The organism is Halobiforma lacisalsi AJ5 (assembly GCF_000226975.2).
Lineage (GTDB): Archaea > Halobacteriota > Halobacteria > Halobacteriales > Natrialbaceae > Natronobacterium > Natronobacterium lacisalsi.
Genome location: NZ_CP019285.1, coordinates 3369994 through 3392375 on the forward strand (window position 1 = coordinate 3369994; position 22382 = coordinate 3392375).

Below are 22382 nucleotides of genomic sequence, written 5' to 3' on the forward strand. Positions count from 1 at the left end.
AGGCCCGAAAAACGACGAGTGACGGCCGACGTCAGGGGGAATATTCCGATTCTGTGAGCCGAACGACTAGCGTCTCCTCGACCTCCCGCAGGTCGTAGGCCGGGAGTTCGCCGTCCGTCCGGCGCACGTACAGCGGTTCGACCAATCGGAGCGTCGCGTCGGCCTCGCGGTCGCCCCCGTTCTCGGCGTCGCTGTCGTCGGCGCGGTCTTGGGTGTCTTCGGCCCCGTCCCCGTCTCTTTCCGCTGCTGCGTTCGGTTCCCCCCTGTCGACCCGCTCGAGCCCGTAGACTTTACAGAACTCGTCGGTCTCCCTGGGCTCGACGTCGCCGTTCCGGAGTTGGGTCGCGAGCGACCGCGAGAGCCACTCCTCGTCGCTGATGCTCGGCTCCTGGACCAGGGCCGTGTCGACGAACCGCGTGAGGTACCACTGGAGGTCGTTCAGCAGGGTGACGGCCGCGCCGACGCTGACCGTCCGGACGGCGAGCGAGTTCTCGAACGGCCGCCGGAGGTCGTACGTCGCGAGTGCCTCGCGGGAAGTTTCCCGGGAGAGGAGTTCGTACTGGAGGTTGACGTCGTCGTTCCCGATGAGACAGACGCGAGTCACTGTCCTGTGGTGGGTGCGTGGCCGTAATGTGGGTTTCGGGTTCGTCGTCCGGACAGTCGTTCGCGGACGGTCTTCCAGTGTGGAAGACTCTCACGATTTCTTAAAGCTCTCGCATGTAAACCCGAGCGTCGATGGGGCCACCGGGCGTCGAACGCGCCGACGAGAGCGATATCGACGATGGACCGGAGCGACGTGCGAGTCGAAAACAGCGACGGCGAGGACGGGAGCGGAGCCGACGGCACGGCCGCCGCGGGTGGTCTCACGTGGCCGTAGCGCCGAACGCCCCGCTCGAGGAACTGGAACTGCTCGAGGGATCGAACGGGCGTTACTACACGGCCTGGCAGGTGCGACGACGGCTCCGGATCGGGGAGTGGCGTCGCTGCCTGCGCCAGCGCGACCCCGGTCCCGACCGGCGGCTGGTCGAGACCGACGAGGGCGTGTTGCTCATGTTGACGCCGATCGAGCCGGCAAACGTCCCGCGCTGGCTCGAGGTCAGGGTCGTCGGCGAGGCGACGCTGGCGGTCGACACGCGCAGGTGCCCGTCGCGGAGGCCTGCGGTCCAGCCGTGACGATAAAACGCGGCCATGTGAACCCCGGGACTCGAGCCATGGGCCGCGAAACGGGCCGTCGTGAACCGGCGGACGTTTCTCGGCGCGGTCGGCTCGGCGGCATCGATCGGCGCGTTCGCGTACACGCGCCACGATCGGTCGACCGTCGACACGCTCGCCGTCCGTGTCTGGCGCTCCGAACGGGCGGCCGGCTACGACGGCGTCCGAGAACGGATCCGGGAGTACCTCGAGCGGTTCCTCGACCTGCCGTACTGGTCGCTCGAGCTTTCCTTCGGCGGGACGGTGGCGGTCGCTCACGAGGACGGCGCTCGCGTCACGACCCGCGGCGAGTGGCCCCTGACGCTGGCCGGTGGGCTGGTCGGCGCGAGCGACCTCGAGCCGGTCGCGGACGTGAACCTGCTCGTCACGGACGGCGGGATGGTCGACGCACCGACGGGCTATGGACTCCCGCACGTCGCGTCAGTTGGCGGAGCGCGACACCTCGCCGCGCTCGAGCCGATTGACGAACTGCCGGCGACCGCGTCGAACGCCGAAGACGCGGAGGACGTTGAAGCCGTGGACACCTCCGTCGACCACCCGATCGTGCCGCTGACGACGTCGACGCGGACGATGCAGGTGTTGCTCCACGAGGTCGGCCACGCGCTCGGCCTCGATCACGATCACGGCGTCGTCTTCCGGTCCGGTGGGACGGTCGTCGCGACGCCGATGCTGAGCACGTACGCGTTCTCGTCGTCGTACGACGGCGATCGGTCGGCCTGCGGAGCGCCGTATCCGGCGACGACGGGCCGCGACCGGGCGATCACGCTCTCGTTTTCCGGCTGTGCTCGCCGTCGACTCGAGACGTACGCCGGCGGCGTGAGGCCGTAAGGGCTCCGCGGGCGGACGACCGACGTTCCCCGTACGGAGTGGTAACGAGTATCGGGGACCAACCGAAAAGCGGAATTTCTCGAGTCGAAGTCCGGAGATTATTCTTCGTCGTCTTCTTCGTCTTCGCCGCGAACGAACCCGGCCTGGGCCTCGGGGTCGTCGACGGTACCGGCGTTCGGGCCTTCGATGAGGTCCTCGAAGTCGTCGACCTCACCGTACTGATCGCGGTACACCAGCGCTGCCTTCCCCTTCGAGGTGATCTCGTAGAGACCGGACCGCTCGGCCGGTCCGATCTTGTCGACGAGACCGTAGTCCTCGAGGACCGGCAGTCGGGTGTTGATGTTCTTTCGGCTCTTGCCCGTGTGGGCTGCAAGGTTCGTTGCGACGTTCCGTCCCTTGTCCTCGAGCGCCTCGAGGATCAGGAAGTCAGTAGGTTGGCGCAGCTTCACTCTCGTTCACTCTCGTACTGTAGGTATATTTCCAGTGGTAACTAATACTTTCGGCTCAGGTCCGACAGTTCGGGGTAGCTATTGACAACAAGTATCGCGATCGGTGTCGACAGTTCACGTAGTCACGAACCGACTCGCGGAACCTCGAGCAGCGCGTTCCCGTCGGGCTAGGACACGTGGGGGCGGTCGTCGCCCGGGAACGCGGGCTCGTCGGTCCACGATGCGTCGGGCGGATCGAGCAGATCGATCCCCGCCGTCCCGAGCCACTGGAGGAACGTCGTCACGTCGTCGGGATCATCGACCCGACAGGAGGCCGCGGAGGGTACCGAGCCGCCGACGCGAACGGCGATCCCCTCGGGCAACACGGTCCGGAACGCGGACTCGTCGGTAACGTCGTCGCCGACGTAGATCGGGACGGCGTCGGCCGGCGCGTCCGCCGCGATCAGCGCCACCGCGTTCCCCTTTCCCCAGGGGACCGCGGGTTCGATCTCGAGGATGCGTTTCCCGGTCGAAATCTCGAGGTCGTCGCCTGCAAGCCGGTCGACGACCGCGCGCGTCCGCTCGGCGACGACGGGCCTGGCGGCGGTCGGGACGGACCGAACGTGGACCGTCGCCGTCACCCCCTTGTTCTCGACGCGGGCGTTCGGGACCTGATCGAGGGCGGTCTCTAACGTCTCGCAGACGGCCTCGATCAGCCTGGCGCGCTTCCGTGCGACGGGATGGACGGCGACCGACCCCTCGCGGGCGAGTTCGAGTCCGTGGTTGCCGGCGTAGATCGACGGGCCGTCGATCCGCTCGCGGACGTCGGCCAGCGCGCGGCCGCTGACGATCGCAGTGTCGATCGCGGGATGGTCGGAGAGGGCGGCGACCGCCGCCCGATTGTCTTCGGTCGGGGCCGCCTCGTCGGGTTCGTCGACGATGGGGGCGAGCGTCCCGTCGAAGTCCAGACAGAGCAGGAGCCGGGAGCCGCCCTCGATCCGCTCGCGGACGCGAGGCAGTCGTCGCTCGAGGGAGACCGGAACCGAGTCGGCGGAGACCGCTTCGCTTCGGGCCGTCATGTTATGCGGGAGGTGTTCGTTCGGGGTGGTTCGAGTCGGAGTCGGAGTCAGAGTCGGAGTCGGAATCCGCGTCCGAATCCGGGTCAGCGTCGAACTCCATCCCGGACTCCGAGTCCGACTCGAGTCCCGAATCGGAGCACGGTCGTTTCCGTCCCCGTCCCTGCTCCTGTCGCCTTCCGCCGGACCGACTCGGATCGCCGTGGAGCCGACGCATCCAGTCGAACTGCGCGCTCATCCAGCGCTCGATGTCCGCGTCGAACACCCGATCACGGAGCGTCCGCATCCGTCGCCGTCGCTCGTCGATCGGCATCTCGAGTGCGTCCGCGATCCGTTCGGCCATCCCGTCGATGTCCGACGGATCGATCGTGATCGCGTGTGACCCCAGCAGGTCGTGTGCGCCGACCCGGTCGCTCAACAGCAACGTGTCGCCGGTGTCGTCGACGCTGGCGGCGACGTACTCCTGTGCGACGAGGTTCATCCCGTCGACCAGCGGACTGACGACCAATAGATCCGCGTGGCGGTAGAGCGCACAGAGTTCCGCCTCCTCGAGGTAGTCCTCCGTGTAGATCACCGGCTGCCAGTCGTCGGTGCCGAAGCGGCTGTTGATCCGCTCGACCTCGCTGCGGACCAGGTCACCGTGGCGCTCGTAGGTGGGAATGTCCGTCCGCGAGAGGGTCGCCTTCTGGACGAAGGTGAACTCGCCGCGCCAGTCCGGGTAGCGCTCGAAGAACCGCTCGAGCGCGGCGAGGCGTTCGGGGATCCCCTTCGTGTAATCGAGGCGGTCGACCCCGAGGCCGATGACGGCGTCGTCCGGGTGTGGGACGTCGTACTCCGAGCGCAGCGACTCGAGGACGCCCGCACCGGAACCGACCTCCCGGGCTTCACGGTCGTAGCCCGCGGCATCGACGCCCATCGGGGTCGCGACGACCCGCGTCGTCGTCCCCTCGTAGTGGACGGTTCGGCCCTTCCGGTCGACCCTCGCCGCCGGCAGGAACCGCTCGACCGACTCGAGGAACCGGTCGACGTAGCGGTCGACGTGGAACCCGAGGAGGTCGTTCCCGAGCAGCCCCTCGAGGACGTTGCCGCCCGCGGGACAGTATCGGAACGTCGAGGGCGCGGGCCAGGGGACGTGCCAGAACTGCGCGACGGTGGTTCCGGGGGCCACTGCGTTCCGGACCATCCGCGGCGCGAGCGCGAAGTGGTAATCCTGAAACCAGACGATGGAGTCTTCGTCGGCGTGTTCGGCCACCGCGTCGGCGAACTGCTCGTTGACGGTGCGGTACCACTCGAAGTCGTTCGCCCGGTCCTCGACCAGTTCCGGGAAGCCGTGACAGAGCGGCCAGAGCACGCGGTTGCTGAACCCGTAGTAGTACGAGTCGACGGCTTCCTCAGGGAGGTCGATCCGGCGGAGGGTGTAGGCTTCCTCCCCCGGCGGCACCGCGACGCAGCCGTCCTCGTCCGCGACGTCGAAGTCCGCGTCGCCGTCGCCCCAGGCGATCCAGGTGCCGTCCGTTCGCTGGACGACGGGGTCGAGACCGGCGGTCAGCCCGCCCGTCGGTTCGTCGACCGTGATCGAGGGGTCGGCGTTGGCCCCGTTCCCGGCGTCCACTCCGTCGGCCGACTCGTACTCGTGGCGATACGGCTGCCGGTTGGACACGACGATCAGCGACCCGGGACAGACCGGTCCGCCGTCGCGTCCGTCCGCATCGGTCCGTTCGCGGTTGGGATCGGTACCCGTGTCTCCTCCCCGCGGCCGACCGCCCTCGTCTGCCCGTCTGTACGGTGACTCCCAGTGCGTCGACGACGACCGCTCGTCGGTAGGTCGCATTCGCTGCAATATCACAGCGCCGCCACTGGTTGATTCGCGGCCTGCAACCGCAGGGGATCCAATACTTTTTCCCCTCGTTCGTCCGGACGAACCGGTCGCCGAACCGTACGGTTTCCGAACGCCGACTGTCTCGAGGCGGCGACTCCCACAGGGACGACGGGGACGGCGGGGACACGTCGAAAAAGGAAGATAGCTCGTGCCGTCGGTCAGTAATAGTAGACCTCGAGTTCGTGGCCGCAACTCCGACAGCGCGCGTTTTTTCCCTGGAGTCGGTTCGAGTCGTCGCCGCCGATGCCGGGACCGGGCGGGACGGACGCGGAGACCGTTGCATCGCAGTTCGGGCACCCGATGTCCATATTCGAGCGGTTCGATCGCGACATGTCGGCGGTGTATGCCACCCCGGCCGATAGTTATACCAGCCGTACCGCGCCGGTTTCGTCCTGTTTCGAACCGTTCGCTTCCGTACGGTGGCGTTTACGCCGTCAAACTGTCGGAAGCGAGCGCCTTCCGCGCCGGTATCCCGGCTGTACGCCCGACGGGCGCGACACTCGAGGCGTACAATCCGAACTGACACGTAGCGGTCCGGCCGCAGTTCGGCACGCGTACCAACGGACATTTGATCGCTCCGCCCAACAACCGCACATGGAACGCCGAACGTATCTGCGATCGCTCGGGGCGGCGGGCACGGTGGGGCTTGCCGGCCTGGCGGGCTGTCTCGAGGACTCTCTGGGTGCCGTCGGCGGCGACGAGTCCGACGAGACCCACTGGGGCGACGGCTCGACGGTCCTCGAGCCACCGGAACAGACCCGGGGCGATCCCTCGCACCCGATCCACGGCGAGGGGTTCCCGGAGTTTACGCTCCCGGATCCTATCGGGGGGGACCCCGTCTCGCTCGAGAATCTCGTCGGCGAGCGCTCGTTTCTGATGACGTTTTTCTTCACCTCCTGTCCCGACGGGGCCTGTCCCGCGCTGATGACCTACTTCCAGCGCATTCAGGCCGACGCGGCCGAGCAAGGGTACGGTGACGACATCTCGCTGCTCGCGATGACGTTCGATCCAGAACGGGACGACGCCGCGGCCCTCGCAGAGTTCGCCGCCCAGCAGGGCGTCGACCACGAGGCCGACAACTGGCACTTCCTGCGACCCGAAAGCTACGAGGGAGGGAAAGAAACCCTCCACGACGACTTCGGCATGCGAATCCGGCGCGTCGAAGAGGACGAACTCGAGGACCGAGAGGACCACGACGGCCACGATCACGGCTACAGCTTCGATCACATCAATCTGATACTGTTGGCGAACGAAGACGGGATCGTGGAACGATCGTATCCGCAGGCCCTCAACGAGGATCTCGGCGGCGGCGCACAGCGCGTGCTCGAGGACACGAGGGCGGTCGTCGCGGGACAGCACTCGGAACTGGACCTCGAAACTGAATCGGAATCGGACTCGAACACCGCATAACCATGCGACGACGGGATATTCTCGCCGGACTCGGAAGCCTCGGTATCGTCGGCGGAGCCGGTGTCGCAGCGGTGTACGGGCTCCCGACGGGTGACGACTTCGGTGACGGCGCCGACGGGAGTACCGGGGACGACGGCGGTGACAGCGGCGACGGCGGCGACAGCTACGACCCGGTCGAAATCGAGACGGTCGACGCACCGGGTAGCGAGGCCGGAACCGTTCTCGTCCCCGCGACGGACCGGCCGACGTTCGTCGACTTCTTCGGAACCTGGTGTCCGCCCTGCAAGGAACAGATGCCGGCGCTCGCCGAGGCCCACGAGCGGATCGGCGACGAGGTCCTGTTCATTTCGATCACCAGCGAGTCGGTCGGAGAGGACGGAATGGTTACCGAGGCGGAACTGGCCGAGTGGTGGGACGAACACGGCGGACAGTGGACCGTCGGCCTGGACCCGGCGGCGCAACTGAGCTATCGTGTCACCAAGTACCCAACGGCGATGACGATCGACACGTCCGGACGAATTCGATGGTCGGCCAGCGGCATCAAGACCGCTGACGAGATCGTCTCGAAGATCGAGGCCGTGCTCGACCTCGAGGACGGCGGTGAATCCGACTCTGACTCCGACTCCGAAAGCGGGGAGGATGCCTGATGATCGAGCCGGACGTCCTTACCTGGATCGTGGTGGCGCTGGGCGCCGGGATCGGGACGTTCTTCTCCCCGTGTGCCTATCCGCTGTTACCGGGCTACGTCGGGTTCTACGTGAGCCAGACCGAAGGGGAAAACGCCTCGGTCGGCGGTGCGGTCAGCCGCGGGCTGATCGCCGGTCTCGGCGTCCTCGTGACGTTCACCGCGATCCTCGCGATCGCCTATCGAGTCGGCCACGGGGTCATGTCGAACATCCTCTACTTCGAGCCCATCATGGGCGTTATCGTGCTCGGGTTCGGGCTCCTGATCCTGTTCGATCGGGCTCCCTCGCTGTCGGTGGCGCTCCCGCAGCGGCGCTCGAGCGTGCTCGGGTTCGGCGTGTTCGGGGCAGGCTACGCGCTGGCGGGTGCCGGCTGTGCGCTGCCGCTTTTCCTCCCCGTCGTCGGGCAGGCGGTCTCGATGCCGCTCGTCGATGCCGCACTGGTTCTCGGCACGTACGTCGGCAGTATCGTTCTGCTGATGATCTCGCTAACCGTCGCGACCGGAATGGGAGTGCTTGCCGGCGCCGGCAGACTCGCGGCCTACAGCAATCAGCTCAAGCAGTTCGCGGGCGCGATCATGATACTGGCCGGGATCGGGCAGCTCTACCTCGCCATCGTCGTGTACAACGTCTTCTGACCGATTTCGGCTTCGTCTTTCTCTCCCCCCTCTCCCCCCTCACCCCCTCGAGTCGAAACCTACCCGGAACGTTCCACTCGCGTGAAGTACGCCCGGCACCAGCAGGTCCGAAGCGTATTCGTCCGACCGGCGAAGGGCAGACGAGATGTACTCGGATCTACTGCTCGCGACGGACGGGAGCGACGGGGCGCGGCGAGCGACAAATCACGCGATCCAGCTCGCACGCGAACTCGAGGCCGACCTGCACGTCGTGTCGGTCGCGGAGGAAGGCCCGCACAGCACCGACCGACGCGACGAGATGCGAAGCGACGTCGAGGGCGAATCTCGAGAGGCGGCCGAGGAAGCCGCACGCGAGGCCGAGAACGCCGGCCTCGAGGCGACGACGACGATCCGCCACGGCGTCGCCCAGGAGGAGATCGTCGCCGTCGCGGAGGCGAACCCGATCGATGCGATCGTCGTCGGCACGGTCGGGCGATCCGGGATCGACAAGATCCTCCTGGGCAGCGTCGCGGAGGAGGTCGTCCGGAACGCGCCGGTTCCGGTCGTGACGGTTCGCGAGCGATCGTAGTCCGCGAGTCGGGATCGGGCCCCGACCGGTCTCCACGCGGTGGGAAACACCGTCTTACTGCGAGGTACGAGTGTGATAATTAACCGCGTGCCCGGCGTACGCCGTCGTACCGCGACCCACCGCACGGCCTTCGTTCTCGGTCGGCCGCGGTCCCCGGAGATCCACGTCGTTCGGCGGTGGGAGCGTTACTGGTGAGACACGGATGAACGGACGCGGCGACCCCGGCGGAGCGACCGTCGTCGGCGACGCCCTGCGCGTGCTCGTCGCGGGCGACTCGCCCCGGATCGACGCGACGGCCGACGCGCTCGCCGCCGAACTGGTCCCCGCCGCAGTGGTACGCGCGAGAACGCTCGAGGGGGCACGCGAGCGGCTGGACCGGGAGGACGTCCACTGCGCCCTCTGTGAGTTTCCCGGCGAGACCGGCCGGGAACTGCTCGAGTCGACCGCCGACGGCGTTCCGATCGTCGCGGTGACCGACGACGGCGCGGTCGAACGCGCGCTCGAGGCCGGCGCGACCGATGTGGTCTCGCCCGACGCCTCCGCGGAAGTTCTCGCGGCCCGAGTGGGACACATCGCCGAGTGTCGGCGTCGTGCCGAGCGGGCGGCCGACCGATGCCACCGCGCGCTCGTGGAGAGCGCCGACGCGCCGATCTGGCTCCTGGAGCCCGACGGTACCGTCACGTACGCGAGCACGGCCGTCGAGGATCGGTTCGGGTACGCGCCGGGCGAACTCGAGCGGACGCCTCTCGAGCGGTTGATTCACCCGGACGATCGATCGATCCTTCGGAAGGCGCTCGAGCGGATCGCGAACGGACCGTTCGGTGCGACAGACCGGCTCGCGGTCCGGATCGGCAGCGTCGACGGCGAGTGGCGCGTCGCGACGCTGACGCTGGCCAACCGGCTCGAGGATCCCGCTCTCGGAGGGATCGTCGCGACGGCGGCGCTTCCGGGTGCGACTGCCCCGTCGGACGTTCGCGACGCGATCGATCGCCTCGAGGAGCCGCTGTTCGCGGTCGGCCCGGACTGGGAACTCCGCTGGGCGAACGCGGCGGCAGGGCGGCTGTTCGCGGACGATCCGGAGCCAGGACGAGTCGTCTGGGACGTCCTCCGGGGGGAACTCCGGGAGGAGTTCGGCCGCGAACTCCGCGAGGCGGTCGCGTCCGCCTCGAGCGTGCGCTTCGAGGCGACCGTCTCCGACGAGGATGGGACGACGACGTTCACGGTGTCGGCAGCGCCGAACCGGGAGGGTGACGCGGCCGCGAACGGTGGCCTCACCGTCCTCGCTCGAGAGCAACACGACGGTGGCGGCGAATCGAACCGGCTCGCGGTCCTCGAGTCGGCCGTCGACGCGCTCGAGGACGGGATCGCAGTCGTCGACGACGGGACCATCGAACTCGCGAACCGGTCGCTGGCCGACCGCTATGGCGAGGCCGACCTCGTCGGCCGCGAGGTTGCGCGGCTGTTCGACGACGATCTCGCCGCGGCTGTCCACGAGCGAGCGCAGTCGTCGATCGTACGGTGGATGGAACCGGTCCGGGGCGAACTCGCGGTCGACGACGGCGTGCCGGTCGACGTCTACGTGGCCCCGCTCCGGGCGCCCGGTCGGGAGCGAACCCGGGCCCTCTGTGTCGTTCGAGATCGGAGGCGTTCCGCCGCGGGTGCGCTGTCGGCCGTTCGCCGCGCGCTCACCGCGATAGGGCGGGCCGAAACCGCCGGGAGCGTCCGGCGGACAGTCCTCGAGACGCTGCTCGAGCGCACCGAGGCCGACCTCGCGGTCTGGTACCGCGCCGACGAGGACCGGTACAGCCCGGCCGCGGTCGAGACGGCTGGCCCGAGCCCCTCGCTCGAGCCGCCGATTATCGACGGAGATCGGCTGAGCGACGATACGGCCGCGCTGTTCGAGGATCGCCCGGGACCGGCGGCCGTCGATCGGGACGAACTCGGCGACTTCCTCGCGGCGGCGGGGATCGACGCCGAGCGCGCCCTGGTCGTACCCGTCGGCGACGCGGGCGTCGCGCTCGCGACGAGCCCGGAACCGCTGGCGTTCGAGTCCCTCGATCGGGACCGCGACCGGGAGGCGGTCGAAGCCATCGCGGACGGAGCTGCGATCGCGCTCGCGGGGTTCGCCCGGGAGTCGAGCCTGCGGACCTGTCGGCGCGACCGCTCGCGGCTCGAGCGCGAGTTGACCCTGGAAGCCGACGCCCGGGACCTTGCGCGGTCACTGCTCGAGGCGCGGAGCCGCGAGGCGGTCGAACGGCGACTGTGTGAGGGGCTCGTCGAACTCGGCGACGGGAGTCGACGGGAAACCGACGGGGCAGGCGGCACGACGGCGGTCGTCTGGGTCGGCGGCGTCGACGCTGGCAGCGGGACCGTCACACCGCGGGCCCGGGCCGGCCGCGATGTTGCCGATCTGCTGGACGGGCTCGAGCTCCCCGTCGATCGGGAGGCTCCGGACCCGACGGGTCGAACGGCGGCGCGGCGCGAGGCGACGGTCGTCGACGACCTCGAGGCTGCGCCGACCGGGACCGATGCGGACGCGGCCACCGACCCCGACGACTCCAACGGCGAACGGCGTCGTGCCCGCGAGGCCGGCTTCCGGTCGGCGCTGAGCGTTCCGCTCTCCCACGACCGGGACGAGTTCCGGTACGGAACGGTCACCGCGTACGCCGAGCGATCCGGGGCCTTCGGCGACCGGCTCCGGCGTATCGTCGGCTTCCTCGCCCGGGTCGCGGCGTACGCGATCGGCTCGCTCGAGCGCGAACGCGCGCTGCTGGCGGACGGCGTCGTCGAACTCGAGGTCGTGTTCCGGGACGACTCGGAACCGTTCGCGGCGTTCGTCCGGCGGGTCGGCCAGCAGGTCGGCCGGCGGGTCGACGTGCGAGCCGTCGTCCCGCGGTCCTCGGGGGGAGCGACCGTCTACTGTGCGATCGCGCCGGCGGATGATGCGGCGGCAACCGGGGCCGGGAACGGAAACGAGAACACGGCCACCGAGAACGACCCCCTCCAGTTGGCCGCCGACTCCGTGTCCGACCTCGAGTCGGTCGAGCTGGTCGGCGGCGATGCCGGGGACGCCGGCTCGCAACTCGTCGAACTCGAGTTCGCCGGCACGACCGTCGCGGAGCGGATCGCGGCCCACGGCGGGGTATTGTGCTCGGCGCGAGCGGTCGACGACCGGGTCCGGCTGGTGATCGAACTCTCCCGGTCGCTCGAGGTCCGGCCGTTCCTCGACGCGCTCGAGCGCGCGTACCCGGGCACGGAACTCCTCGCACGCCGCGAGCGCGACCGGGCCGCGCGGCCGACACGTCCTTTCGAGGCCGAACTTCGGGATCGACTTTCGGAACGGCAGCTCAGGACCCTCGAGAGTGCCTATTACGGCGGCTTTTTCGCCTGGCCGCGGGAGAGTACCGGCGAGGAAGTCGCCGAGTCGCTGGGGGTTTCCCAGCCGACTTTCAGCCGGCACCTCCGGCTGGCCGAGGGGAAACTGTTCGAACTGCTGTTCGACGAGCGGTTCAGTGCGCCCGAATGAGCCCGGACGAACGTCGCGGGCCCAATAGCGGATTTACTCGACTCGAGCGCGCCGACCGTGAACGGCGGTGACCGCTTCGGTTCGATTCCAGGGGCCCACGTCGGCCGGACTCGACCGATCGGCTGGGACGCGAGTAGTACGCTGTTACCGAGAGATCGCCACGACGACAACCATCGATGGGCGGAGAAACTTCGTTTTTCTTGTCAGCGCTGACGTGATCGAGAATGGACCGATGAATAGGTATTGATATCGGCTGTGTTGACAGTTGCCTGTATAGCGGCCACGACCATACGTTCGGCGTCGAATCGTCTATTCGATGAGCGCGTTCCCGGTAACGAGCGATTACAGCGATGATTCGTGGGTCGGAGGGATCGAATCGTGAGCATCGACGTAGCCGACGCCGAAAACGAAAGTGAGCCGGAGCCGGAACACGGGGAGTACGAACGCGAGCGGTCCGGCCGTGGACCGCAACCGGAGTCGGAACCCGAACGCGAGCACGAACACGGACACGGACACGAACACCAACACGCACGCGAACAGGAACGCAGTCCCGACCACAGCGCCGTCCGATCCCGGGCCGATGGGGGCGTCGTCGCCCAACTCCGACTCGATCACCCCGATCTCTTCCTGCGGCCGACGCTGCGGCGAACGCCGGACGTCACGGTCGAACCCGAGTACTGGACCGCCGTCGACGGCCGAACGCTCGTGTTCCTGACCGTCCGAGGTACCGCATTTAGCGAGTTCGAGGCCGCCCTCGAGACTGATCCGACCGTCGCGGACCCCGTCCTGCTCGACCGACACAGCGAGGGATGCGTCTATCGCGTTGCGGTCGCCGAGGGCACGGTCACGTTCGTCGACCGGGCTGCCGAAGTGGGGGCACACCTCCTCGAACTCTCGAGTTGCCGCGACGGGGACGGCTGGTGTGGGCAGTTCCGGTTCCCGAGCCGGGACGACCTCGTCGCGTTCAACGCCGACTGTGACGAGCGGGGCGTCTCCGTGACGGTCGACTATTTGCGGGTCTCGGACGACGGCGACGACGGCGTCGTCGCGCTGACCGAGAAACAGCAGGACCTGCTCCTGACCGCCTACGAGGAGGGGTACTTCGACGTGCCGCGGGGGATCTCCCAGGACGAGCTTGCCGACCGGATCGGTGTCTCGAAGTCGGCAGTCTCACAGCGGCTCCGGCGGGCGATCGGCCAGCTCTGTGGCGCGACGCTGTCCTGATTTCTCGCGGTAGAGGGCGGCCCCAGTGCTGTCGCTGGTTCGTTCGGTGCACACGAAGAGAAAACATGATCGCCGTGAAGCTCAGTCCTCGAGTTTCGAGCGTCGAGCCCGAAATTCGAACTCGAACTCGAGAGCTGACCGAGGGGACGCCGGCCGGTCAGTCGTCGCTGTCGTCGTCTTTCATCGCCCCGAGCTGCGAGACGAGTTCGTCGGTCGAGGCGTCGGATTCGAAGGACATCTCGCCGTCGTGGTCGTTCTCGTGGACGTTGACAGCTTCGATGTCCTCGTCGTCGTCGGCCGTCTGCTGCTGTTGTTCGGATTCGTCGTAGCTACCAAAACCCATACCCGTACAACGGCAAGGTCGTTCAAAGGTGTGGCGGTTCGCGACCTCTCCGCGACGCCGTCCCACTGTAATCGAGCCAACGGGAACCCCCGCCGTCGAACTGCACTCGAGAACCTCGTCCCCGTCGGAACCCGACCGCACGGGCCGATCCCTCAATCACGGTCACTTGAACCGGAGGTACTGACGATCGTACTCCGGCTCGCCCTGTCGCGGGTGGATCACGATGAACGACTCGGGCGGAAGATCGGCCAGCCGCGCCGGCAGATCCTCGAGTTCCGAGTGCCAGCCGACGTCGCCCCGACGGGGCGAAATCGCGACGATGAGGTCCTCTTCGCCGCTCTCGCGCTCGAGGGTCGGCAGGAGCCCGTTCCAGGCTTCGATCGACTCGAACTCGGCGCTGGCCTCCTCCTCGACGAAGGCGAACAGCTGTTCGAACTGGTGGTCCGACCCCTCGACGACGAGGACGGTCAGTTCGGCCCCCAGGGAGGCGGCGATCCGCTTGACCAGGTGGACCGCCTCGTAGAACCCCTCGTGGTGGTCCGCGCCGATGGGAACGACGACGAAGATACGCCGGGTCGTATTGATCGGGTGGCCGAGCCGTGAGACCAGCACCGGGAGCGAACTCCGCTCGAGCACCTGGTCGATGATGCCGCCGAAGATCCGGTGCCGAAGGCTCTCGCGAGCGTCCCAGCCCATGATGATCTGGTTGGCCCGGACCTCGACGCCCCCTTCGACGATCCCGGAAGCGACGTTGTGATCGATCCGGATCTCGGTCTCGATCGGTACCTCGGCCGCGCTCGCCATCGCCGCCAACTCCTCGAGGTCCTCGTCCGTCTCGGCGATCCGCTGCTCGGGGTCGCCCTCGTCCGGCTGGACGACCGTCAGCAGGTGGACCGGCTCCGAACCCCGCTCGCCCTTGATGAGGAAGGCGAGTTCGAGGAGCCGCTGCTGGAGCTCCGCGTTGTGCGACAGTGGCAACAGGATGTTGGGATCGGTCGCGCTGCGGGCGTCGTCGCCGGGGTCGCGCTCGAGGGCGAGCCGGTTCGCCGCCCGTTCGGTGACCCACGGACTCAGGAGCGCGGTAACGAGCAACATCAGGACGACGGCGTTGAGCACCTCGAGGCCGAACAGGTCGGCCTCGAACCCGACGAGCGTGATCGCCAGTGCCGCGGCGGCCTGGCCGGTCGAGAGCCCGAAGATGACGTCGCGCTCGTGACGGCTGTACCCCTGTACCCGGGCGACGAGCCAGGCCGCGCCGCCTTTCGTGACGATCATGACGGCGACGATGAAGCCGGCGATCTGGAGGGTCCGGGGCCCGTCGAAGATGACCCCGGGATCGACGAGCATTCCGACGTGTAGCAGGAAGAAGGGGATGAAGAAGGCGTTGCCGACGAACTCGATACGGTTCATCAGGGTCCCTCCTTCCGTGACCAGCCGGTTCAGGGCGATGCCGGCGACGAACGCCCCCAGGATCGGCGAGAGATCGAGCAGTTCGGCGAGCGCGGCCGTGGCGAAGATCGCGACCATCACGAACAGGAACTCGAAGTAGCTCTCCTCGCTGAAGTTGCGGAAGAACCGCCGCGAGACCGGCGGGACGACGTACCACGCGGCGGCGAACAGGACGAGCAGCGAGATCGCGACGGAGACGAACAGCCAGCCGGTCAGTTCGCCGCCGGTGGCCCCGACGACGATCGCGAGCACGACCAGCGCGAGCGTATCAGTAAAGAGGATGCCGCCGAAGACGGCCGTCACGGCGCGGTTCTTCGTGACGCCGTACCGATTGACGACCGGGTAGGCCAGCAGCGTGTGCGAGGCGAAGACCGAGGAGAGCAACAGCGCGGCCCAGAGGTCGAGGCCGAGGACCGCGTGGGCCCCGACCGTTCCGACGATAAAGGGCAGGAAGAAACTCGTCAGGCCGAACAGTGCCGCGTTCTCCGGGGCCTCGGCGAACCCCCGCAAGTCGAGTTCGAGCCCGACGGTAAACAGCAGGTAGATCAGCCCCACCTCCCCGAGCAACACGATCGCGTCCCCGTGCTCGACGACCTCGAGGGCGCCGGGCCCGACCAACGCGCCGAAGACGACGACGCCGACGATGCCCGGCTGTCCGAGCCGCTTGACGAACAGCGGCCCGGCGAGGAAGATCGCCATCGCTACCGCGAAGACGAGGACCGGTTCTTCGAGCGGGAACCTGGGCAGGTCGACGAGTTGTGGCGTGGGGGTCGGGGTCAGGGTCGACATGATGGTGGGGCGGCGGCGACGCGGTCGGCAGTTCTCGGTCCAGTGCTGCTCTCGCGATCGTCGGCGACAGTGTGGCGAACGGGCGGCGTAGAGCGCCGTTTCCGACGCCCTAGTCGTTGCGAAACGTGACGGCTGGGGACAATAAACCGTTGCTTTTCCATGGTCGGGTCGGCACGGCGAACGACGACCCGGCGGTCGCCGCGAGCGGCGACGTCGGTCGGAAGCGGTAGACTCGAGAGCGCACCGGATTCGGGGGTGTACGCCGCTGTTATCGGACTGATGGGACCGTCGACTCCAGGACGGAGCGCCGAAACCCGGGAACGGACGACGCATCGAGCGAGGGTCGCCGATCGGCGTTCCTGCCTCCGTTTATCGCCTGTACCCTCCGACTTCGGGGGTGTTCGGTTGACATACTCCGCCACCTGTGCCACAGAATGACAAAAAGATACCCATGTTTCGGAAAACAGTGGACGAACGTCCCGTTTACGAGCGCGATCGGTCCGGTCTCCCCCATCTCGAGTCGGATTAGCCGCAAACTATCTCGAACGAATTACCCCGACGCTACCGGCCGCGGTAGCCTATCTATAGTAATGGGCCAGGATTGCTTCCGTATCTATCATGTCCACGTACCGCTTCGTCGCTCGAAGAACGCTCTCGGGCGGACGCTCGGCGGGGGATCGTTCGCCCCCCGGCGCACGTCCGACGCGGACGAACGGCCGCGCATCCGACGGTCGCTCCGACTCCCGCACCGCCCCGGAAACGGGTACCAGGTGATCGCACATGTGTGGAATCATCGGTCACGTCGGCGATGGTAACGCTCTCGAGACGCTACTGACCGGACTCGAGAACCTCGAGTACCGTGGCTACGATTCGGCGGGTGTCGCGGTCCAGAACGGCTCCGGGATCGCCGTCCAGAAACGCTCCGGCAAGGTCGACGAACTGAAAGACGCCGTCACCGACGAAAACCTCGAGGGCGAGGTCGGGATCGGTCACACCCGCTGGAGCACCCACGGGCCACCCACGGACGAGAACGCCCACCCGCACACTGACGGGACGACAGACGTCGCCGTCGTCCACAACGGCATCATCGAAAACTATGCCGAACTCAAGTCCTGGCTCCGCGAGCGCGGCCACGAGTTCACCAGCGACACCGATACGGAGGTCATCCCCCACCTGATCCAGTACTACCTGGACCGGGGAATGGACAACGAGGCCGCGTTCCGCCGCGCGATCGACGAACTCGAGGGCAGCTACGCCGTCGCGGCGATGCTCTCGGGCGAGCACGTCCTCTATGCCGCCCGGAAGGGGTCGCCGCTGGTCGTCGGCATCGAGGACGACGAGTTCTTCCTCGCCAGTGACGTGCCCGCTTTCCTCGAGTACACCGACAGCGTCGTCTACCTCGAGGACGGCGACGTGGTGATCGTCGACGAGGACGGGATCGAGTTCACGGACCTCGAGGGCGAGCCGATCGACAGGACGCCCGAGACCGTCGACTGGGACCCCGAACAGGCCGGGAAGGGCGAGTACGACCACTTCATGCTCAAGGAGATCCACGAGCAGCCGACCTCGCTGGCCCAGGCAATTGAGGGCCGCATCGACCCCGAGGCGGGACGGATCTCGCTCGAGGGGTTCGACCCCGGAACCTTCGAGGGCGTCGACAGCGTCCAGCTGGTCGCCTGCGGAACCTCCTACCACGCCGCGCTGTACGGCTCGCTCGCCCTGAACAGCGCCGGAGTGCAGGCGACGGCGCTGCTGGCGAACGAGTACAGCGTCGCCGCGCCGCCGGTCGACGACGACACGCTGGTCATCGCCGTCTCCCAGAGCGGCGAGACGGCTGACACCCTGAGCGCGCTTCGACGCGCCAAACGCCACGGCGCGGACACGCTCACGGTCACGAACGTCGTGGGGTCGACCGCCGCCCGCGAAGCCGACGACGCGCTGTTCATCCGTGCCGGCCCCGAGATCGGCGTTGCGGCGACCAAGACGTTCTCCTCGCAGGCGGTCATGCTCGTCCTCCTGGCCCAGCGGATCGCCGACGACACCCGCGGCGAGGTGCCTGCCGACCTCGAGTCGCTTCTGCCGGATCTCGCCCGGATGCCCGAAGGGATCGACGACCTGCTCGAAACCTCCGAGGCCGACGCCGTCGCCCGCCACTACCTCGACAGCGAGGCGTTCTTCTTCATCGGTCGCGGGCTCGGCTTCCCCGTCGCGCTCGAGGGTGCGCTGAAGTTCAAGGAGATCACCTACGAACACGCCGAAGGCTTCGCCTCCGGGGAACTCAAACACGGGCCCCTCGCGCTGGTGACCCCCGAGACACCCGTGTTCGCGATCTTCACCGGGGAAGAGGACGAGAAGACGCTGAAAAACGCGGAGGAGGCCCAGACCCGCGGCGCGCCGGTGATCGCGGTCTGTCCGGCGGACCACCGCGCGGTCGAGGTCGCCGACGACCACCTCGAGATCCCGGACGTCGACTCCGACCTCGCGGGCCTGTTCGCGAACGTACAGCTCCAGCTGGTCTCGTACTACGCGGCCGACCTCCTCGGACGACCGATCGACAAGCCGCGGAACCTGGCGAAAAGCGTTACAGTCGAGTAGTGTCCGCGCGACGGTCCCGATCCCCCTTTTCTTCGAGACGAACGAACAGGGACGCCGGTCGCCGAGTGCGGCCCCGAGGCCGCGGGACGCGAAGCCACCCCCGTAGCCCCCGTCCGGACGGCGTCGGTCGGAAACGACTCGCGCTCGGCGAGGTTGCGTTCTCGGGCGCAACCGGAGGGCTTCGGCGGTGGCACAACGCGTGCTACCGATCGTCACCCCCCACGCTGAAAACCGATCCGATTCGCTATAAATACCGCACCTGATACGTCCGGATCCGGGCTACCGATCCCGGTCGACCGTCTCGCCCGGACGCGTCGTCGCCCCGGCGTCGAGTCGCAGGCCGGGCGTAAGACTGGTGTTGATCCCCGTCTTGACGCCGTCGCCGGCGACGACGCCGAACTTCCGGCGGCCGGTCGAAACGCGGTCGCCTTTCACGGTGAACTTCACGTCCGCGTCGTCGTGGCGGAGGTTCGCGACGGTCGTCCCCGCGCCGAAGTTGACGTCGCGACCGAGGACGCTATCCCCGACGTACGAGAGGTGGCTGACCGACGTCCCCGCCGAGAGGACGCTGTTTTTGATCTCGACGGCGTTGCCGACCGACGCGTTCTCGCCGATCAGCGTCGCACCCCTGACGTAGGCGTTGGGCCCGACCGTCGCGCCCGACCGGATCAGCGCCGGCCCCTCGATCACGACGCCCGGTTTCACCGTCGCGCCCGCCTCGACGACCACGTCGCCCTCGAGGTGGGCCGAGTCGCTCACCTCGCCGTCGATCCGCCGGTCGAGTTCGCGGATCTTCCACTCGTTGGCCTCGAGCAGTTCCCAGGGGCGGCCGACGTCCATCCAGCGATCGACGGTGACAGGCGTGACGGCGAACTCCTCGATGACCCGCGCGAGTACGTCCGTGATCTCGCGTTCGCCGCGTTCGCTTGCCGGCACCTCGAGCCACTCGCGGGCCTTCGCGGGGAAGGCGTACGCGCCCGCGTTCGCGAGGTTCGTCGGCGGATCGTCGGGTTTCTCGACGATACCCGATATCGTCCCGTCGTCGGTGCTGAGCACGCCGTAGTTGCGGGGATTCTCGACTTCGACGGCACCGACCGCCGGCGCCCGCTCGAAGAGCCGTTCGATCGCCGCGGGGTCGTAGAGGTTGTCGCCGTTGAGGACGGCGAACGGTCCCTCGAGCAGCCCTGCTCTGCGGACCGCGTCGACGGCGTCCGCCGTCCCGTTCTGTTCGGTCTGGACGGCGTAGGACACGGGGACGTCGCGGTACGAGTCGCCGAAGTAGTTCCGGACGACGTCGGCCTCGTACCCGACGACGAGGACGACCTCGTCGGCCCCGGCACCGATCGCCGCGTCGACGGCGTGGGCGGCCAGCGGCCGGTCGGCGACCGGCAGCATCGGTTTCGGCACGGTTTCCGAGAGCGGTCGAATCCGCGTTCCCTTACCCGCCGCGAGAACGACAGCTTTCATGACGCCAACGTAGGGCGATTCCGGGGATAAATATGCAGCATCTACCCGTCGTACGCGCCCCGAACGCGGGGCGACGCCATCCCCGTCCCTCGATTCGGATGAAGTGGCGTACCGGTCGGAGGCTACCGGAACGGGTCAACCGGAGCCGATCGATCCGCCACGGCTCTCGAGAACCGGACCGGTTCGTCGCTCGCGGCGGAACCGCACCGATCGCGACCCCATAACCGGCCCATAAACGACCTATTACCGGTAAGAAATACTGAATTTCCGGCGGGGAACCGGGCGAGACGGCGAGGTAGCGAGGTCGTATGGACGGGCCGATCACCCGGTCTAAATCCGAGACTAACTTCGAGGAACGGAGTTATGCAGTCTATAGTAAATACCCTTCTGTGGCAACGCGTTGGTGATGTCGACGGAACCATCCGACGCCAAGTGGACGCCGATGACGTCTCGAGAACAGACGAGCGCCCCCCGGTGTGTCAACTGCGGGAACCAGGTCACGCGACAGTTCGCCAGGGTCTTCGGGGACAATCGCGACGTCGTTCACGCCTGTCCGGAGTGTGCGACCTACCGCGAGATGAAGACCTCCGACTTCATTCCCAAGGAAGCCCGATAAGCCACGTTCGGTCGCCGGTCCGGTCGTCCGACTCGGGGAACGGGGGCTCCCCGATCTCGGCTTCGGCCGCGGCCTCGAACCCGATCGACACCGCGGCGCACCCGTCCCATCGGTCGCCGTCGGTTCGCCGGCCTCGTACGGTTCACTGTAAGTCATTTCCGGCGCAACCGCCGCCCGGGTCACGGTTGCGCCGGTACATGGTTACAGTAATCCGTATCACCCGCCCGCTGCGACCCGATCGATCGCTTCCTCGACCGCCTCGCTCGCCTCGTCGAACACCCGATCGACGGCCGCCTCCGATCGGGCCTCAGCCGTGATCCGAACGAGGGGTTCGGTCCCGCTGGCGCGAACCAGGAACCAGCCGTCCTCCGTTTCGACACGAACGCCGTCCAGCGTGTCGACCTCGTCGTATCGGTCGGTCAGGCGGGAGCGAACCGCCGTCACGACCGCCGCCTTGTCGTCGACCTCGAGCGACGTCCGCCGGATCGGGTACTGCTCGATCTCGCCGACCAGCTCCGACAGCGAACCCCGGTTCGCGACCAGTTCGACCAGTTTCGCCGCCGCGAGCGGGCCGTCGGGACAGCGACTCTCCTCGGGCCAGATCCAGGCCCCGCTCGGCTCGCCGCCGAAGACGACTCCCTCGTCGGTCGTCCGCTCCGCGACGTAAACGTCCCCGACCCTGGTCCGGATCACGGACGCGCCGACGTCCGCCACCGCGTCGTCGACCGCCAGGCTCGTGTCGACGGGCGCGGCGACGTCGACCCCTCGCTCGCCGTGCTCGCGGACCGCCGCTCGAGCGAACAGGGCAAGCAACGCGTCCTTGGGGACGAACGTCCCCGTCTCGTCGACCGCGAGGGTTCGATCGGCGTCGCCGTCGTGGGCGATCCCCAACTCAGCGTCGGTGTTGGCGACGACCGTCGACAGCGTCTCGAGCGTTTCGGCGGTCGGTTCGCTGGGCCGCCCCGGGAAGGAGCCGTCGGGCTGTCCGTTCAGCGTCTGGACGTCACAGCCCAGGTCGTCCAGTACGTCGGGGGTGACCGCACCGGCCCCGTTGCCGAGGTCGACGACGACCGAGGGCGTCCGCTCGAGCGAGACCGCGTCGGCGATCCGTTCGGCGTGAGCGTTCCGCGCGCGGCCGTGCTCCCGGCGGTCGCCGAGCCCGTCCCACCGTGCGAGGTCGTAGTCGTCCTCGCGAACGCGGCGTTCGATCGCCTCCCGCTGCTCGGGGCCGAACGCCTTCCCGGACGGCGTCCAGAGTTTGATCCCGTTGTCCGTCGCCGGGTTGTGCGAGGCCGTGACCACGACCCCAGCGTCGGCCTCGAGCGCCGCGATCGAGCGTGCGATCGTCGGGGTCGACTCGACGCCGACCTCGACGACGTCCGCGCCACACTCCCGGAGGCCGGCCGCGACGGCGTCGACGAGGACGGATCCGCTCTCGCGGACGTCCCGCCCGACGACGACGGTGTCGTACCCCTCGGAGGCGACTGCCCGCCCGACGGACAGTGCGAGGGCTGCCGTCACGTCTTCGCCGACGGTTCCGCGAATCCCGCTGGTTCCGAACATACCCGTCGGTGACGGGGGCCACGCCCTTACTATGCGGGGACTACCGTTCGGGCGCGCTCGAGCACCCGACGGCGTCGGTCGATCGCCG

General features: G+C 68.0%; 19 protein-coding genes. 10 read left to right on the forward strand and 9 right to left on the reverse strand.

Features of this window, described 5'->3' with window-relative positions:
• Positions 1 to 31: 31 nt before the first annotated feature.
• Positions 32 to 604 (reverse strand): DUF5804 family protein, encoded by a 573-nt coding sequence (locus tag CHINAEXTREME_RS16355; RefSeq protein ID WP_007142894.1) that lies wholly within the window; start codon positions 602 to 604, stop codon positions 32 to 34.
• Between the two features lie 263 nt (positions 605 to 867).
• Between CHINAEXTREME_RS16355 and CHINAEXTREME_RS16360 the strand changes: the two genes are divergently transcribed.
• Together CHINAEXTREME_RS16360 and CHINAEXTREME_RS16365 are read left to right on the forward strand one after the other, a co-directional pair.
• Entirely contained in the window at positions 868 to 1173 is a 306-nt protein-coding gene (locus CHINAEXTREME_RS16360; RefSeq protein ID WP_007142895.1) for a hypothetical protein, read from the forward strand.
• A gap of 60 nt (positions 1174 to 1233) precedes the next feature.
• Positions 1234 to 2040: a hypothetical protein gene (locus CHINAEXTREME_RS16365; protein ID WP_007142896.1), complete on the forward strand. Its 807-nt coding sequence runs from the start codon at positions 1234 to 1236 to the stop codon at positions 2038 to 2040.
• Positions 2041 to 2138: 98 nt separating this feature from the next.
• Here CHINAEXTREME_RS16365 and CHINAEXTREME_RS16370 read toward each other — a convergent pair whose 3' ends face one another.
• The 4 genes from CHINAEXTREME_RS16370 to CHINAEXTREME_RS21550 all read right to left on the reverse strand — a co-directional run bounded on the left by CHINAEXTREME_RS16370 (position 2139) and on the right by CHINAEXTREME_RS21550 (position 5755).
• Positions 2139 to 2489: a winged helix-turn-helix domain-containing protein gene (locus tag CHINAEXTREME_RS16370; protein WP_007142897.1), complete on the reverse strand. Its 351-nt coding sequence runs from the start codon at positions 2487 to 2489 to the stop codon at positions 2139 to 2141.
• A 167-nt stretch (positions 2490 to 2656) separates the two neighbouring features.
• Positions 2657 to 3547, reverse strand: coding sequence for a trehalose-phosphatase (otsB, locus tag CHINAEXTREME_RS16375; RefSeq protein ID WP_007142898.1), 891 nt, complete (start codon positions 3545 to 3547; stop codon positions 2657 to 2659).
• Between the two features lies 1 nt (position 3548).
• Entirely contained in the window at positions 3549 to 5375 is a 1827-nt protein-coding gene (locus CHINAEXTREME_RS16380) for an alpha,alpha-trehalose-phosphate synthase (UDP-forming) (protein WP_007142899.1), read from the reverse strand.
• Positions 5376 to 5581: 206 nt separating this feature from the next.
• Positions 5582 to 5755 carry a hypothetical protein gene (locus tag CHINAEXTREME_RS21550; protein ID WP_156875547.1) on the reverse strand — a complete coding sequence of 58 codons (174 nt, stop codon included), beginning with the start codon at positions 5753 to 5755 and terminating at the stop codon, positions 5582 to 5584.
• Positions 5756 to 6017: 262 nt separating this feature from the next.
• Between CHINAEXTREME_RS21550 and CHINAEXTREME_RS16385 the strand changes: the two genes are divergently transcribed.
• The 6 genes from CHINAEXTREME_RS16385 to CHINAEXTREME_RS16410 all read left to right on the forward strand — a co-directional run bounded on the left by CHINAEXTREME_RS16385 (position 6018) and on the right by CHINAEXTREME_RS16410 (position 13472).
• Entirely contained in the window at positions 6018 to 6833 is an 816-nt protein-coding gene (locus CHINAEXTREME_RS16385) for an SCO family protein (RefSeq protein WP_007142901.1), read from the forward strand.
• 2 nt (positions 6834 to 6835) lie between these two features.
• Complete coding sequence (locus CHINAEXTREME_RS16390) at positions 6836 to 7480, forward strand: TlpA family protein disulfide reductase (protein WP_007142902.1); 645 nt, start codon at positions 6836 to 6838, stop codon at positions 7478 to 7480.
• Positions 7480 to 8154: a cytochrome c biogenesis CcdA family protein gene (locus CHINAEXTREME_RS16395; RefSeq protein ID WP_007142903.1), complete on the forward strand. Its 675-nt coding sequence runs from the start codon at positions 7480 to 7482 to the stop codon at positions 8152 to 8154. The genes CHINAEXTREME_RS16390 and CHINAEXTREME_RS16395 overlap by 1 nt, the downstream gene beginning before the upstream one ends.
• A gap of 145 nt (positions 8155 to 8299) precedes the next feature.
• On the forward strand, positions 8300 to 8722 hold the full coding sequence (locus CHINAEXTREME_RS16400) for a universal stress protein (protein ID WP_007142904.1): 423 nt from the start codon (positions 8300 to 8302) through the stop codon (positions 8720 to 8722).
• 202 nt (positions 8723 to 8924) lie between these two features.
• The gene (locus tag CHINAEXTREME_RS16405) at positions 8925 to 12248 is read left to right on the forward strand and encodes a bacterio-opsin activator domain-containing protein (protein WP_007142905.1); all 3324 of its coding nucleotides are present in this window, start codon (positions 8925 to 8927) and stop codon (positions 12246 to 12248) included.
• 378 nt (positions 12249 to 12626) lie between these two features.
• The gene (locus tag CHINAEXTREME_RS16410) at positions 12627 to 13472 is read left to right on the forward strand and encodes a helix-turn-helix domain-containing protein (RefSeq protein WP_007142906.1); all 846 of its coding nucleotides are present in this window, start codon (positions 12627 to 12629) and stop codon (positions 13470 to 13472) included.
• Between the two features lie 157 nt (positions 13473 to 13629).
• Here CHINAEXTREME_RS16410 and CHINAEXTREME_RS16415 read toward each other — a convergent pair whose 3' ends face one another.
• Together CHINAEXTREME_RS16415 and CHINAEXTREME_RS16420 are read right to left on the reverse strand one after the other, a co-directional pair.
• Positions 13630 to 13815 carry a DUF5786 family protein gene (locus CHINAEXTREME_RS16415; RefSeq protein ID WP_007142907.1) on the reverse strand — a complete coding sequence of 62 codons (186 nt, stop codon included), beginning with the start codon at positions 13813 to 13815 and terminating at the stop codon, positions 13630 to 13632.
• A 162-nt stretch (positions 13816 to 13977) separates the two neighbouring features.
• Positions 13978 to 16053, reverse strand: coding sequence for a cation:proton antiporter (locus tag CHINAEXTREME_RS16420; protein WP_007142908.1), 2076 nt, complete (start codon positions 16051 to 16053; stop codon positions 13978 to 13980).
• A 780-nt stretch (positions 16054 to 16833) separates the two neighbouring features.
• Here CHINAEXTREME_RS16420 and glmS point away from each other — a divergent pair.
• On the forward strand, positions 16834 to 18648 hold the full coding sequence (glmS, locus tag CHINAEXTREME_RS16425) for a glutamine--fructose-6-phosphate transaminase (isomerizing) (protein WP_007142909.1): 1815 nt from the start codon (positions 16834 to 16836) through the stop codon (positions 18646 to 18648).
• Positions 18649 to 18927: 279 nt separating this feature from the next.
• On the opposite strand, the gene glmU is transcribed toward glmS, so the two are convergent.
• Positions 18928 to 20115: a bifunctional sugar-1-phosphate nucleotidylyltransferase/acetyltransferase gene (glmU, locus tag CHINAEXTREME_RS16430; RefSeq protein ID WP_007142910.1), complete on the reverse strand. Its 1188-nt coding sequence runs from the start codon at positions 20113 to 20115 to the stop codon at positions 18928 to 18930.
• A 406-nt stretch (positions 20116 to 20521) separates the two neighbouring features.
• Between glmU and CHINAEXTREME_RS16435 the strand changes: the two genes are divergently transcribed.
• Positions 20522 to 20731: a DUF7563 family protein gene (locus CHINAEXTREME_RS16435; protein ID WP_007142911.1), complete on the forward strand. Its 210-nt coding sequence runs from the start codon at positions 20522 to 20524 to the stop codon at positions 20729 to 20731.
• Positions 20732 to 20947: 216 nt separating this feature from the next.
• Here CHINAEXTREME_RS16435 and glmM read toward each other — a convergent pair whose 3' ends face one another.
• A complete protein-coding gene (glmM, locus tag CHINAEXTREME_RS16440; RefSeq protein WP_007142912.1) occupies positions 20948 to 22294 on the reverse strand; it encodes a phosphoglucosamine mutase in 1347 nt (448 codons plus the stop codon).
• Between the last annotated feature and the right edge of the window lie 88 nt (positions 22295 to 22382).